Origin of the sequence: Thermoclostridium caenicola (genome assembly GCF_900142095.1) — a bacterium.
Taxonomy (GTDB): Bacteria; Bacillota; Clostridia; order DSM-8532; family DSM-8532; genus Thermoclostridium_A; species Thermoclostridium_A caenicola.
Genome location: NZ_FQZP01000027.1, coordinates 1 through 13,570, shown reverse-complemented (window position 1 = coordinate 13,570; position 13,570 = coordinate 1). Strand labels below are relative to the sequence as shown.

Annotated in this window: 11 protein-coding genes; all 11 read left to right on the top strand. The window is 51.2% G+C overall.

What is annotated here, in order from left to right; genetic code table 11:
* Positions 1-225: 225 nt before the first annotated feature.
* The 11 genes from F3H12_RS08100 to F3H12_RS08050 all read left to right on the top strand — a co-directional run bounded on the left by F3H12_RS08100 (position 226) and on the right by F3H12_RS08050 (position 13,411).
* Positions 226-819, top strand: coding sequence for a M15 family metallopeptidase (locus F3H12_RS08100; protein WP_207706812.1), 594 nt, complete (start codon positions 226-228; stop codon positions 817-819).
* Positions 820-1,041: 222 nt separating this feature from the next.
* Complete coding sequence (gene alaS, locus F3H12_RS08095; RefSeq protein WP_149678840.1) at positions 1,042-3,681, top strand: alanine--tRNA ligase; 2,640 nt, start codon at positions 1,042-1,044, stop codon at positions 3,679-3,681.
* A gap of 45 nt (positions 3,682-3,726) precedes the next feature.
* Positions 3,727-4,074: a histidine triad nucleotide-binding protein gene (locus tag F3H12_RS08090; RefSeq protein WP_149678839.1), complete on the top strand. Its 348-nt coding sequence runs from the start codon at positions 3,727-3,729 to the stop codon at positions 4,072-4,074.
* Positions 4,075-4,271: 197 nt separating this feature from the next.
* A complete protein-coding gene (gene rpsU, locus F3H12_RS08085) occupies positions 4,272-4,448 on the top strand; it encodes a 30S ribosomal protein S21 (RefSeq protein WP_149678838.1) in 177 nt (58 codons plus the stop codon).
* Between the two features lie 15 nt (positions 4,449-4,463).
* Complete coding sequence (locus tag F3H12_RS08080) at positions 4,464-4,907, top strand: GatB/YqeY domain-containing protein (RefSeq protein ID WP_149678837.1); 444 nt, start codon at positions 4,464-4,466, stop codon at positions 4,905-4,907.
* Between the two features lie 126 nt (positions 4,908-5,033).
* Positions 5,034-7,184 carry a single-stranded-DNA-specific exonuclease RecJ gene (recJ, locus tag F3H12_RS08075; RefSeq protein ID WP_149678836.1) on the top strand — a complete coding sequence of 717 codons (2,151 nt, stop codon included), beginning with the start codon at positions 5,034-5,036 and terminating at the stop codon, positions 7,182-7,184.
* Positions 7,185-7,278: 94 nt separating this feature from the next.
* Positions 7,279-9,465, top strand: a complete 2,187-nt coding sequence (locus F3H12_RS08070; protein WP_149678835.1) for a RelA/SpoT family protein — start codon at positions 7,279-7,281, stop codon at positions 9,463-9,465.
* Positions 9,466-9,695: 230 nt separating this feature from the next.
* On the top strand, positions 9,696-10,148 hold the full coding sequence (dtd, locus tag F3H12_RS08065; RefSeq protein ID WP_149678834.1) for a D-aminoacyl-tRNA deacylase: 453 nt from the start codon (positions 9,696-9,698) through the stop codon (positions 10,146-10,148).
* 21 nt (positions 10,149-10,169) lie between these two features.
* Entirely contained in the window at positions 10,170-10,793 is a 624-nt protein-coding gene (locus F3H12_RS08060) for an MBL fold metallo-hydrolase (RefSeq protein ID WP_149678854.1), read from the top strand.
* Positions 10,786-12,333, top strand: coding sequence for a coproporphyrinogen dehydrogenase HemZ (hemZ, locus tag F3H12_RS08055; RefSeq protein WP_149678833.1), 1,548 nt, complete (start codon positions 10,786-10,788; stop codon positions 12,331-12,333). Before F3H12_RS08060 ends, hemZ begins: the two co-directional genes overlap by 8 nt.
* 304 nt (positions 12,334-12,637) lie before the next feature.
* Positions 12,638-13,411 (top strand): hypothetical protein, encoded by a 774-nt coding sequence (locus tag F3H12_RS08050; protein ID WP_149678832.1) that lies wholly within the window; start codon positions 12,638-12,640, stop codon positions 13,409-13,411.
* Positions 13,412-13,570 lie beyond the last annotated feature (159 nt).

The window sequence follows — 13,570 nt, the reverse complement described above, 5'->3', positions numbered from 1 at the left end:
GGCGCAGCAACATCCGTTCATGAAATGTCGACCCCCGGTATAGTATCCAGGCCTGATGAAGCATACGAACCCGACATGCCATCATCGTCCGGCTTGCCGCCTGAGAATGGCATGGTGTTCGCCCCTGACTCTGCATCTTTATCGGGGACGACCCCGGAGACAAGTGGGGATACTGCATCCAATCCTGATCCGGAACCGGACCAGTATACCCTTCCGGATGGGTTCGTGTATGTTACGGATATCATCCCGACAGCGCAGCTCGAAATCCGGTATTGCAGCGAGGATAATTTTGTCGGTGCGGTTATTGACGGATACGAAGCGCCAAAGGCCATACTTGCCGAGGAGGCAGCCTGGGCCTTGAAGAAAGCGGCAGACATTTTGCACGAAAAAGGATATTACATAAAAATCTTTGATGCATATCGTCCGCAACGGGCTGTCAACCATTTCATACGCTGGGCCCAGGAACCCAATGATACCAGGATGAAGGAAAAATACTATCCAGATGTGGACAAGGCTGATTTGTTCAGGCTGAGTTACCTGGCAAAACGATCTGGCCATTCAAGGGGCAGTACGGTCGACCTGACGCTGGTGGACATCTCAACGGGTGAAGAAGTTGATATGGGCAGCGGTTTTGATTACCTCGGGGAGATCTCGCATCATGGCTCCCCATTGGTTACGCCCGAGCAGGAGAAAAACAGGAACATCCTTAAGGAGGCCATGGTCGAGGCCGGGTTTAAGCCACACCCAAAGGAATGGTGGCATTACGGGCTCAAAGATGAACCTTATCCGGACACCTATTTTGATTTTCCGGTAAGGTAAGGGAAAGCTTCTGGGAAAACAGCTGCAGGACGGGAACAGTCTTGCGCCGTATGGCTTGACGCTGCCGAGGTGCATTGGATATACTAAACTGGAGTCTATTACGGTACATTATGGTACAGTATCATCATACATCCTGCGAAGAATGGCATGGTTTGCTTCAAGCCCGTTTTTTTCGGTACAGGGGTGAACCTGCCATGTTTATGCTGAAAGAGGTAGAGACACATGCGCAAATATGGAATGAATGAACTCAGAGAAATGTATCTGTCATTCTTTGAAAGCAAAGGGCATCTGCGGCTTCCCAGCTTTTCGCTGGTTCCCGTCAACGACCCCAGCATTCTGCTGATCAACGCGGGAATGACGCCGCTGAAGCCTTATTTTTCCGGGCTTGAAAAGCCCCCCAGCAAGCGTGTGACCACATGCCAGAAGTGCATCCGCACACCCGATATTGAGAATGTGGGAAAGACATCGCGCCATGGGACTTTCTTTGAGATGCTGGGGAACTTCTCCTTCGGCGATTATTTCAAGAAGGAAGCCATACCCTGGGCATGGGAATTCATGACCAAGGTCCTCGAGATTCCCGAAGAGCGTTTGTTTGTATCGGTCTATGAAGAAGACGACGAGGCTTACGATATATGGCACAAGGACGTTGGGCTGCCCCACGAGAAAATCTTCAGGTTCGGCAAGAAGGATAACTTCTGGGAACACGGAACCGGCCCCTGCGGTCCCTGTTCAGAGATCTATTTCGACCGCGGTCCGGACAAGGGCTGCGGCAAGCCGGACTGCACGGTTGGCTGTGACTGTGACCGCTTCATTGAGGTCTGGAACAATGTGTTCACCCAGTTTGACCGGCAGGAAGACGGTTCATATGTGCCCCTGAAAAACAAGAACATCGACACGGGCATGGGCCTTGAGCGCCTGGCCTGCGTGATGCAGGGCGTGGACAGCATTTTTGAGGTGGATGCCATCCGTGCCATCCTGGATGCGGTCTGTGCCAAGGCAGGGGTGGAATACGGGAAAGAATACAAGAAGGATGTCTCCATCCGCGTGATTACCGACCATGCCCGCAGCGTGACCATGATGGTATCCGACGGCATTCTCCCTTCCAATGAGGGACGCGGATATGTGCTTCGCAGGCTTCTGCGCCGTGCGGCTCGCCACGGGCGCCTTTTGGGCATCAACGAACTGTTCATGGCCGATATCGCCGACAAGGTCATTGAATGCTTCGGCGATGCCTATCCCAACCTGAAAGAGAAGCGGGATTACATCCGCAAGGTTATCAGCCTGGAAGAGGAGCGTTTCTATGCCACCATCGACCAGGGAACCAGCATCCTGGAAGAATACCTGGAACAGGTGAAAAGCAATGGCTCCAACATGCTGACGGGCGAAATGGTGTTTAAGCTCCATGATACTTATGGATTCCCGCTGGATCTGACCCGCGAGATCGCATCGGAAAAAGGTATTGCCATCGATGAAGAGGGATTCCATAAGGAGATGGCCAAGCAGAAGGAAAAAGCTCGCGAGGCTCACAAGAGCCGCGTGGGATCGGCCTGGGAAAAGGATCTGTTTGAAGGAACGGATAAGAACATACCTACCCAGTTTGTGGGGTATACGGAGTATGAATGCGATGCCGAGATCCTGTATATCCTTATGAACGATGCCCTGGTTGAATCGGCCCAGCAGGATGACCAGGTGACCCTGATCCTGGACAAAACCCCATTCTATGCGGAAAGCGGCGGCCAGGTGGGCGATACGGGCATCATCAGCAACGACAGCTTCAGGATGGAGGTTACATCCTGTACCAAGACAACCGATGACAAGTATCTCCACATCGGCAAGGTGATCTCGGGAAGCGCCATGGTGGGAGACAGGGTTAAGGCATCCATAGATGTGGAAAATCGCCTGGCAACAGCCAGGAACCATACCGCTACCCACCTGCTCCACAAGGCCCTGAAGAACGTGCTGGGCGATCATGTCAACCAGGCTGGATCCCTTGTCACGCCTGAAAGGCTCCGCTTCGACTTCACCCATTTCTCCGCCATTGAGCCGGAGCAGCTGGACAGGATCGAGAAGGAGATCAATGAGAAGATCCTTGAGAACATCCCGGTAACCGTGGAGGAAATGCCGGTGGAAGAGGCCAGGAAGTCCGGAGCCATGGCTCTGTTCGGTGAAAAGTACAAGGACATGGTACGGGTGGTCTCGGTTGGATCCTATAGCAAGGAGCTCTGCGGCGGCACGCACCTGAAGTTCACCGGTCAGGCCGGCCTCTTCAAGATTCTCGGTGAAAGCGGTATTTCGGCAGGCGTGAGGAGAATTGAGGCGCTGACAGGTTTCAATGCCCTCGCGTATTTCAAGAGCCGCGAGGATATGCTGAAGAAGGCGGCGGAAGCGGCCAAATCCTCGCCCGAGGAACTGCAGCACAAGATTGAAAACCTGTCCGATGAGATCAAGCATCTGAAGAAAGAGATCGAGCAACTGAACAGCAAGATGCTGAAGGGCTCCCTGGACAGCATCATCGCCGGTGCGCAGGATGTGAAGGGGCTTAAGATTGTGGCGGCCAGGATGGGGGATATGGACATGAACGCCCTCCGGAACGCTTCGGACTCCATCAGGGACAAGCTGGGCTCCGGAGTGGTCATCCTCGTCTCCAGCAAGGATGAAAAGGTGAACCTCATCGTATCTGCCACCCAGGACGCGGTATCCCGCGGCATCCATTGCGGCCAGATCATCAAGGAAGCGGCAGCGGCATGCGGCGGCGGTGGCGGCGGGCGTCCCGACATGGCCCAGGCCGGCGGCAAGAACCCCGCAGGCATGGATGAGGCGCTCAGAATCGCCCGAGATAAGGCAGCGGAAATGATAAAATAGGAGAATGGAACAATAACCAAGCATACCGAATAAGGAGTGAGCCAGATGGCAGAGAACTGCATTTTCTGCAAAATCATCAGGGGAGAAATTCCGTCAGCCAAGGTCTATGAGGATGAATACGTTCTGGCCTTCAAGGATATCAATCCTGCGGCGCCGGTTCATGTCCTGGTGGTGCCCAAGCAGCATATTGAAAGCCTTGAAGCGCTGGATGAAGGGAACATCCAGGCTGTGGTCCCCGTCCACAAGGCCATTCAGAAGGTTGCAGAGCTTACCGGTATCAAGGACAAGGGCTATCGCGTGATCGTCAACTGCGGTTCCGATGCGGGGCAGACCGTCATGCACCTGCACTACCATGTCCTTGGCGGCATCAAGATGGGTGAAAAGATCATCTGATCGGCGAAAACACCCACAGAAACATGCCGGAAGATGGTGAAGCATGCTGATTCGATGCGCATGCTCGGAAAAATATGTTGACGCTGTTTATGGCGCTATTATATAATATAATACGTGCTGTTACTTGGTATTTACCATTCGTCTGAACGGATAAATCCCCCGGCACGGCTATGTCGTAACAGAGGGGAGGGATAGATGTGTCTGAAGTCAAGGTTAAAGAGAACGAAACCCTCGACAGTGCGCTGAGAAGGTTTAAGAGGCAGTGTGCTAAGGCAGGTGTTCTCGCCGAAGTCAGAAAGAGAGAACACTATGTGAAGCCCAGTGTAAGGCGTAAGAAGAAGTCTGAAGCTGCGAGGAAGAGAAAGTCGAAGTAAGGAGGGACAAATTACATGTCCCTGAAAGAAAGGCTTTTGAATGATCTGAAGGAAGCGATGAAGGCCAAGGACAATGTCAGGAAGGATACCATCCAACTGATTCGTTCCGCCATTCTTCAGGTCGAAAAGGATAAGAAAGTCGTCCTTGGCGACGACGAGATATCCGAAATCCTTGCCCGAGAGCTCAAGAACAGACGCGACGCATTATCCGAAATAGAAAATAGCGGGCGAGCCGATATGAAAGAGAAGGCCGAAAGGGAAATCGAAATCATCCTTGAGTACATGCCCAAGCAATTGACCAGGGATGAACTGGAGGCCATTATCAGGGAGACCATAGCGGAAACAGGTGCGCTTTCACTGAAGGATATGGGCAAGGTCATGAAAGCAGTCATGCCGAAGGTGAAAGGCAAAGCAGACGGTACCGTTGTCAACGAAATAGTCAAAAGCTTATTGGCATAAATCAGGCTGGCCTAAACGAAGCCCGGAGTTCTAGCGACTTCGGGCTTTTCAGTATCATAAAGGCATCTGCTATGCATGTTTCTGTGACAGGTCAGCACAAAAGCATCAATTTTTGGGAGACAAAAGATGGAAAGCTTGTACACAGGGAGCTTCAAGCGATGGATCATTGATGACGCCGACGGAGAAAGCCTCTCCGGATGCGCTCAATATCCGGCTTTTTTCAGGCGTTTGCTCTGGCAGCGGGGCGTAGTTTCTGCGGAAGATGCGGAGCGCTACCTGGCCCCGGATATATGCCATTTGCATGATCCATTCCTGATGAAGGGAATGGACAAGGCTGCAGCGCGGATTGTCCGGGCCATCGAGCGGCAGGAGTCCGTACTGGTTTATGGCGATTATGACGTGGACGGTGTGTCGGCCACGGCCATATTGATCCGTTTCTTAAGGAGCGCTGGTCTTAATCCGGAGTTCTACATCCCGGACAGGGTGGAAGAAGGCTATGGCATTTCGGATGCCTCAATGGATGTGGTTTGCGCATCCGGGTATGATCTGATGATCACGGTGGACTGCGGCATTACGGCGCGGGAGCAGACCGACACCATACAGAAACGCTGCCTTGATGGCGGAAAGCCGCTGGATATCATTGTTACCGACCATCACCAGTGCCAGGAGGACCTGGTTCCCCAGGTACTGGCCATTCTGAATCCTCATTTGCCGGACTGTGGGTATCCTTTCAAATATCTGTGCGGTGCAGGGATCGCGCTGAAGCTGGTCCAGGCCGTCGGGACCCTTATGGGAAAGCCCGATGCCTACAAGGATTACCTGGATCTGGCGGCTCTGGCCACCATTGCGGATATTGTGGATTTAACGGATGAAAACCGTGTGATAGCCAAATTGGGCCTTGAAAAGATGAATTGTGACTGCTGCCTGGGTATCCGGGCCCTGGCCGAGTCTGCCGGGATTTCCCTGGGTACCATCGATTCCAGGCGCGTTGCGTTCATGCTGTCTCCCCGTGTGAATGCCGCGGGCAGGATGGGCGATGCCAAACGGGCGGTTAATCTCTTCATCACCGATGAGCCGGATGAAGCCCGGGCCATTGCGGAGGAGCTGAGCCGTACCAACAGCCTCCGCCAGGAAGTTCAGGATGCCATCTTCAGCCAGGCCGTATCCATGATTGAGGCTGAGGATGGTTACAGGGACAACAGGGTCACCGTGGTCTGGGGAGAAGGCTGGCACCATGGCGTTGTGGGAATTGTGGCTTCCAAGCTGGTGGAACGCTACCACAAACCCGCCTTTGTTTTTTCAGTGGAGGAAGGGATGGCCGTGGGATCGGGAAGAAGCATTCCCGGGTACAACCTCTTCGAGTGCATGGCATCCCAGGGCGATTTGCTGATCAAGTTCGGCGGTCATGAACAGGCTGGCGGCCTGACGCTTACGGCAGACAATATCCAGGCCTTTAGGGAAGGCGTGAACAGGCATGCGGCTGAAAACATGACCGATGAAATGACCGAACCCTCGCTGAGAATCCATACCGTCATGGAGCCCGGGGAGATCACCATGGAAAACGCCAGGCGGATGAACCTTCTGGAACCCTTCGGACAGGGAAACCCTGTGCCGGTCCTCATGGTGAAGAATGTGGAGATCACGAACAAGTGGCGCATTGGGGACGGCAAGCATCTGAAGCTGAGGTTTTCCACCGGGCGCGGAACAGCGGATGCCGTATTCTTCGGTCAGGGGGATCTGGAAAGATACATACGCATCGGCGACAGGCTGGATATGGTATTTAACCTGGGCGTCAATGTCTGGCAGGGCGCGGAATATCTGCAGGTTCGCATACTGGATATGTGCATGGATGAGGAAACCGTGGCAAGGAACCGGTTCCTGGTGGAAGCAGCCCGCCGCTTTGAATCACTTGATTGCGATTATGATTGGCTTTATAATGGGATCAATAGTCATTTGGTGAAAGCTGACGACATAACTGTTCAGAGGGACGATCTTGCCGTTGTTTATCGCTATGTGATGAAAAATGGCATTGAACGCCTGGATGTGGCGGACCTTTTTTGGCATGCCAGGCTGATTGCCGATGAATCGGGCAGAAGGATCAATTTCTACAAGCTGTTACTGTCGCTCCTGATTTTTGATGAACTGCAGCTGATGGATTTTTCCATCCAGGAGGACGGCAGCTACAGACTCAGGCGATACGAGTACACCGGCAAGGTAAACCTGGAGGATTCCGAGCTGTTCTCATACCTGCAGGAGAATACCAGGATGTGCGGGTAGGAAAAGACAGCCGATATATTGCATGGGCAATCTGCCCGGGTATTGTATAAAATGATTCAGAGGGTTGTTAAGTTTTGGGTTGAAGGGCATTGTTATGATTGATCAATTTGAAAAGCTCAAGGAACTCATAATTAAATATAATCCGGAAGCCAATCTTGAATTGATCAGCAAGGCCTATGAAATCTCAAAAGAGGCGCATAAGGGACAGGAAAGAGTTTCCGGTGATCCCTACATTATTCATCCGCTGGAGGTTGGCATCATCCTTGCAGAACTGGAGATGGATCCGACCACCATTGCCGCGGGCATCCTCCATGATACGGTTGAAGATACCATCATGAGCATCGATCGCATCCGGGAGGAGTTCGGTCAGGAAGTGGCCAACCTGGTGGATGGTGTGACCAAACTGACGAAGCTTCCCTATACCACCAAGCAGGAAGTTCAGGCCGAGAACTTCAGAAAGATGTTCCTGGCCATGGCCAAGGACATCCGCGTGATCATCATCAAGCTGGCCGACAGGCTGCACAACATGAGAACGCTGAAGTTCATGACCAAGGAAAAGCAGCAGCAGAAAGCCCGTGAAACCCTCGAAATCTATGCGCCGCTTGCGCATCGCCTTGGTATCCACAAGATCAAGTGGGAGCTTGAAGATTTAAGCTTCCGCTACATGGATGAGAAAAACTATTACGATTTGGCAGAAAAAATCGCCAAGAAACGCCGTGAACGCGAGGAATACATCAATAACATCATCGAGATCGTCCGCAGGAAAACAGAGGAAATGGGCATTTCTGCCGAAATTGAAGGCCGAGCCAAGCACCTGTACAGCATTTACCGCAAGATGACTACCCAGAACAAAACCCTGGAGCAGATTTACGACCTTTTCGCCATCCGGCTGATCGTGGAGACGGTCAAGGACTGCTATTCTGCCCTGGGCCTTATTCATGAGCTGTTCAAGCCCATGCCCGGCCGCTTCAAGGACTATATCTCCATGCCCAAGCCCAACATGTACCAATCCCTCCATTCGACGGTCATCGGACCCGAGGGCATCCCCTTCGAGGTTCAAATAAGGACCCACGAAATGCATCGCGTGGCTGAAGTAGGTATCGCAGCCCACTGGCAGTACAAGGAGGGCGCCAGGAACGAGGACAAGAACTATGTGGAGAAGCTTTCCTGGCTTCGCCAGATCCTCGACTGGCAGAAGGACGCCCGGGATCCCGATGAGTTCATGGAAAACCTCAAGATCGATCTGTTCACCGACGAGGTGTTTGTCTTTACGCCCAAGGGTGATGTGAAGAGCCTGAAGGCCGGTTCAAATCCCATAGACTTTGCCTACTCCATCCACAGCGCCATCGGTAACAAGATGGTTGGCGCCAAGGTCAACGGGCGCATCGTCAACCTGGACTATGAGCTTAAGAACGGCGATATTGTCGAGATCATCACTTCGTCTGCCAGCAATGGTCCCAGCAGGGACTGGCTGAAGATCGTCAAGACCTCCCAGGCCCGTAACAAGATCAACCAGTGGTTCAAGAAGGAAAAACGGGAAGAGAATATTGAGCAGGGCAGGGAGATATTCGAAAAAGAGGTCAAGAGGAACGGCCTGACCATGACCCAGGCCTTGAAGCCCGAATATCTCGATCCCATCCTGAAGCGTTATGGCTTTCATACGGTGGAGGATCTCTATGCGGCCATCGCCCTGGGTGCGATTACCGCTTCCAAGGTTGTAACCAGGCTGAGGGAAGTCTACAGGCAGAGCCTGCCGCCTGAAGAGCAGACCCAGATGCTGCTCAAACAGATCGAAAAGGAAAACAAGAAGAAAGCCAAAAGGGCGCCTGAAAGCGGTGTGGTCGTCAAGGGTATCGACAACTGCCTGGTCAGGTTGTCCCGATGTTGCAACCCGGTTCCCGGTGACGATATCATCGGCTATATCACCCGCGGACGCGGTGTTTCGGTCCACAGGACCGATTGTCCCAATGTTCGCAATAACCTGGTCGACGGTGACGCACGCCTGATAGAGGTCTATTGGTACAATACCGTGTCCCCCAATGTTTCCTATCTTGCAGAAATCACCCTGAAGGCCCATGACAGGCCGGGGCTCCTCGTGGATATCACCAATAACATCGGTGAATCAAGAATTCCGCTGCGTGCCCTGAACGCCCGAACCAGCAAGGATTTCTCCGTTGTTATGCATATGACCCTGGAAATCAATAACGCCGAGCAACTGGATCGGATCATTGCAAAAATCAGCAAGATCCGAGATGTGTTTGAAATCTCCAGGAACAAGTAATCAACCTGTCAGCGCCGGTATGTGCCCTGGCTTTTAGGCCACATGCCATATGGCAGGGTTTTTTGTATGATTTTTGGGTTCTGCCATAGGTATTGAAAGCAAAACGCGCATGAGATGCCTGCGGAACACGCAGGAGGTTTATATAAAGATAATACTGAATATCATCATGTTGCGGCTTGACGGACGATAAGGTTTGGAAGGCCGTATTTTATGGAAGAAAGGATATTGGTATGAGAGCAGTAGTACAGCGGGTCAGCCGCGCAGAAGTCAGAGTGGACCAAAAGACGGTGGGCAAAATAGGAAAAGGCATCCTGGTTCTTCTGGGTGTCGGTCAGGATGACGGGGAGCAGGATTTGCAGTGGCTGGCCGATAAGGTAATGAACCTGAGAATATTTGAGGATGAAAACGATAAAATGAATCTGTCGGTGCTGGACGTGGGCGGACAGGTTCTGGTGGTGTCCCAGTTCACCTTATACGGCGACTGCAGGAAAGGAAAGCGCCCCAGCTATTCTTCGGCCGCCGCGCCACAGGATGCGGAGAAGCTTTATGAAGACTTTGTGAGTTTTATTGAGGAAAAATACGGCATAAAGGTTGAAACGGGCGTTTTCCAGGCCATGATGGAAGTTGAACTGGTGAATGACGGGCCTGTGACTCTGCTTTTGGACAGTAAAAAAACATTCTAACCGAATGGAAAGGGAATGGATATGGCGTTTTATGTTCTGCCTTACGGCATTTTTGAGTCCAATACCTACATTTTATCCGATGACAGCAGTAAAGCGTGTGTCGTGATCGATTGCGGCGTTGATTCGCGAAGAATAATGGATATCGTTGAACGTAACGGGCTTTCTGTGAAATACATCATTCTCACCCATGGTCATTTCGACCATATCTACCATGTGAAAACCCTGAAGGAAAAAACGGGCGCGCAGGTTTGTGTGCATGAGGACGAACTGAACCTGTACCGGAATCCCATGCTGAACGGCTCCAGGATGTTTGGAGCCGGAAGGGACCTGGAGACCGTAGAGCCCGATATCCTGTTAAAGGATGGCCAGAAGCTCCAGGCAGGGAACTTAACCCTAGAGATCATCCATACGCCTGGTCATTCACCTGGCTCCATCTGTATCCTTACTGATGGCACGCTCTTTTCAGGGGATACCCTCTTTCACCTGTCCATAGGCAGAACCGATTTTCCCGGCGGAGATCCGGAAGCCATGGAAACTTCCCTCCACAATAAGCTTCTTACCCTGGATGAAAGCATTGTGGTGTACCCTGGTCATGGGCCGAAGACCACTATAGGTTACGAAAAGGAGAACAACCCCTATGCCTGACGGAAGGCTGTATGTCCTGATCCGGGGCATCGATATGGCCTACGATGCCAGGGTGCTGCTGGGGCTGTTCCACGATCGGGATAAGATCATCGTCATGGACGAGGACAGCGTTTCTTCGTTTGATGCGGGCAGCATGCTGATCACCCTCGAAAGAAAAGATTTAGGCGGCGGGTTTTCGGCTGAAGCCGCTTTTTATGATGCCATCAATGGACCGGATGATCTTTCTGCCGTCCTGGACGGATGCCGGAAACCGGATCTCCAGGCCACCATGAAAATATCGTGGGAAGAAATGGAGCGTCCCGGCGGGCGCCTTTTGCGCAACGGCAAGATCATCTGCGGAACGGTGCTTTACCGTGTCTTACAAAGGGCGTTCCAGAAAGACCTGCCTTATGGCTCACTGACGGGTGTGCGCCCGGTCAAACTGGCCGCCATATGCCTTGAGGATGGCATGGACGAAGAGCAGACCGTTGAATTGCTCCGGGAAGTTACGGGCATCAGCAGGGAGAAGGCGCAGCTGCTGTTTGAGGTAGCCTGCCAGGAACGCAGCTACATGGATGGGGATGCATCAGCGGTAAACCTGTATATCGGCATACCGTTCTGTGCCAGCCGCTGCCTGTATTGCTCGTTTACCTCATATCCCATCGATCGCCTGGCTTACCTTGTGGAACCTTATCTTGACGCTTTGGATAAAGAAATGGCCTTTGGCGCCCGGTGGATCAGGGAGAATCATCTTAAAATCAATTCCCTGTACATCGGAGGCGGAACCCCGACTGCGTTGCCGGAGAAAGACTTTGCACGGTTATTAGCCATAGTGCAGGGTTTTTTCGGACATGCCAGGGAATTCACCGTTGAAGCCGGCCGGCCGGATACCATTAACATGGAAAAACTGCGCATCATCAAAGACAGCGGCGCAACCCGCATCAGCATCAACCCCCAGTCCATGAACGATGAAACCTTAAGGCTGATTGGCAGGAACCATACGCCCGAAGACATCACAGAGAAGTTCCGCATGGCACGGGATATGGGCTTTGATAATATCAACATGGATATCATCGCCGGGCTTCCGGGCGAAAACCTGGATATGTTCAGGCAGACCCTGAGCCGGATTGAGGAATTGCGTCCCGACAGCCTGACGGTGCATACCATGGCCATCAAGCGGGCATCCAGGCTGCACCAGACCGTGGATGAATATGCATCCGCTCCGGATGAAGTGGTAGACCAAATGATTGAGGAAGCCCGTAAATCCGCAAGACGAATGGGCATGAAACCCTATTACCTCTACAGGCAGAAGAACATGCTGGCCAACCTGGAGAATACGGGCTATGCCGTTCCCGGCAAGGGTTGCCGTTACAACGTGGAGACCATGGTGGAGCGTCAGAGCATTCTCGCCTTTGGCGCGGGCGCCATAACCAAGATCGTGATCCCGTCTGAAAACCGCATCGAAAGAACAGATAATGTGAAGGAAGTGACGCAGTATATCGAACGGATTGAGGAGATGATTGAGCGGAAGAAAAAGCTGTTCAGTGAGACGATCAAATGAACCTCAAATTAATCAGGGTACTCAGTAAGCTGCATTTCTTAAATTCATTCTGTTACCTTTTTGGAACTTGGTAATACGATCTTATTAATTCATCGTCAGATAATTTATGCATGTCTGAGCGTTCCTTTATATGTTTGCATAAATCTTGGTATAAAAATTCAATTATTTTAGCTCAAGTATAACATTGCTATTTAACGGATACACCGATATAATTTATGTTCGTCTGCATGGTGTTTTACAAAATTATTAAATATTTCTTTATGGTTTTGGAAACTCATGCTTGAAGGAAAGGTGGTTCAAATCAATGAACAGAAAGCTGATGCTGGTATTGGCAATGCTTCTTTGTGCATCCCTGCTGTTTGGATGCAGTGTTTCCAGGAATTCCGGTGATGCGGATACCGTAAAGGATCAGAAACAGGAACAGCGTGAAGAATCGACACCTGATATTGACATTGAAGGTAAGGCTGATTCGGAACAGGACGAACAGGATAACGACAAGAAGTCTGTTTCTGAGGATAAAAAAGACTCTGAATCCGGAGACAAATCGGATAAAAAGAATAAGGATTCGGGAATCGGAAAGAAGGACTCTCCTGTTCCTAAAGGAAGCACATATACATGGTCTGGGACGACGGATTCATATTACAAAATTGAATATACCTATTCCTTGACGGTTAATGATGCAAAACCCGTCACCATTGATGAACTCAAAGAAATGAATGTAAGAGTGAATGAGGATGACAGATTTGAATACAGGATTCTTGATGTATCATGCAATGCTGAAATAAAACTTCTGGGAAGTGAATCAGGCAGCGCATACATATCATCGTTCTATCCCCATATAGTAGGAGCGGAATCAAGTGCTGGTGAAAGTGTTATTGGCTATGCTTTCTTCGGCTTTGAAGACGCTCTGAAAGATAATATCTCGGATCAAGTGGGGTTTGACAAAATAGATATTGATGAAACGGCTTCATATTCGGCTGATGGAAAAGTAATCATTCCGGTCTACAAGGGAAAAACCAATTACTTAGTCCTTCGGGATGATGGAAGCGGCGATAAAATATATTTCAGCATTGAATAATCTGTGTTGTTCCAAAAAAGCGCTTGGCAATAGGTCAAGTGCTTTTTTGATTGTTGCTTTAGCATTGGTTCCGAACGACGAAGGAGTGAGGAACAACAACCACCGGCTATGCCGGTGTGATTAAGAGCTTTAGCTTTAAGTAGAAAAAGAAAAGCCTCC

What these genes read in the sequence shown, in the direction of transcription:
- alaS (WP_149678840.1), top strand. Translation starts at nt 1,042, where the DNA reads ATGCGCAAATATGGAATGAATGAACTCAGAGAAATGTATCTGTCATTC.
- F3H12_RS08090 (WP_149678839.1), top strand. Translation starts at nt 3,727, where the DNA reads ATGGCAGAGAACTGCATTTTCTGCAAAATCATCAGGGGAGAAATTCCG.
- F3H12_RS08080 (WP_149678837.1), top strand. Translation starts at nt 4,464, where the DNA reads ATGTCCCTGAAAGAAAGGCTTTTGAATGATCTGAAGGAAGCGATGAAG.
- recJ (WP_149678836.1), top strand. Translation starts at nt 5,034, where the DNA reads ATGGAAAGCTTGTACACAGGGAGCTTCAAGCGATGGATCATTGATGAC.
- F3H12_RS08070 (WP_149678835.1), top strand. Translation starts at nt 7,279, where the DNA reads ATGATTGATCAATTTGAAAAGCTCAAGGAACTCATAATTAAATATAAT.
- dtd (WP_149678834.1), top strand. Translation starts at nt 9,696, where the DNA reads ATGAGAGCAGTAGTACAGCGGGTCAGCCGCGCAGAAGTCAGAGTGGAC.
- F3H12_RS08060 (WP_149678854.1), top strand. Translation starts at nt 10,170, where the DNA reads ATGGCGTTTTATGTTCTGCCTTACGGCATTTTTGAGTCCAATACCTAC.
- hemZ (WP_149678833.1), top strand. Translation starts at nt 10,786, where the DNA reads ATGCCTGACGGAAGGCTGTATGTCCTGATCCGGGGCATCGATATGGCC.
- F3H12_RS08050 (WP_149678832.1), top strand. Translation starts at nt 12,638, where the DNA reads ATGAACAGAAAGCTGATGCTGGTATTGGCAATGCTTCTTTGTGCATCC.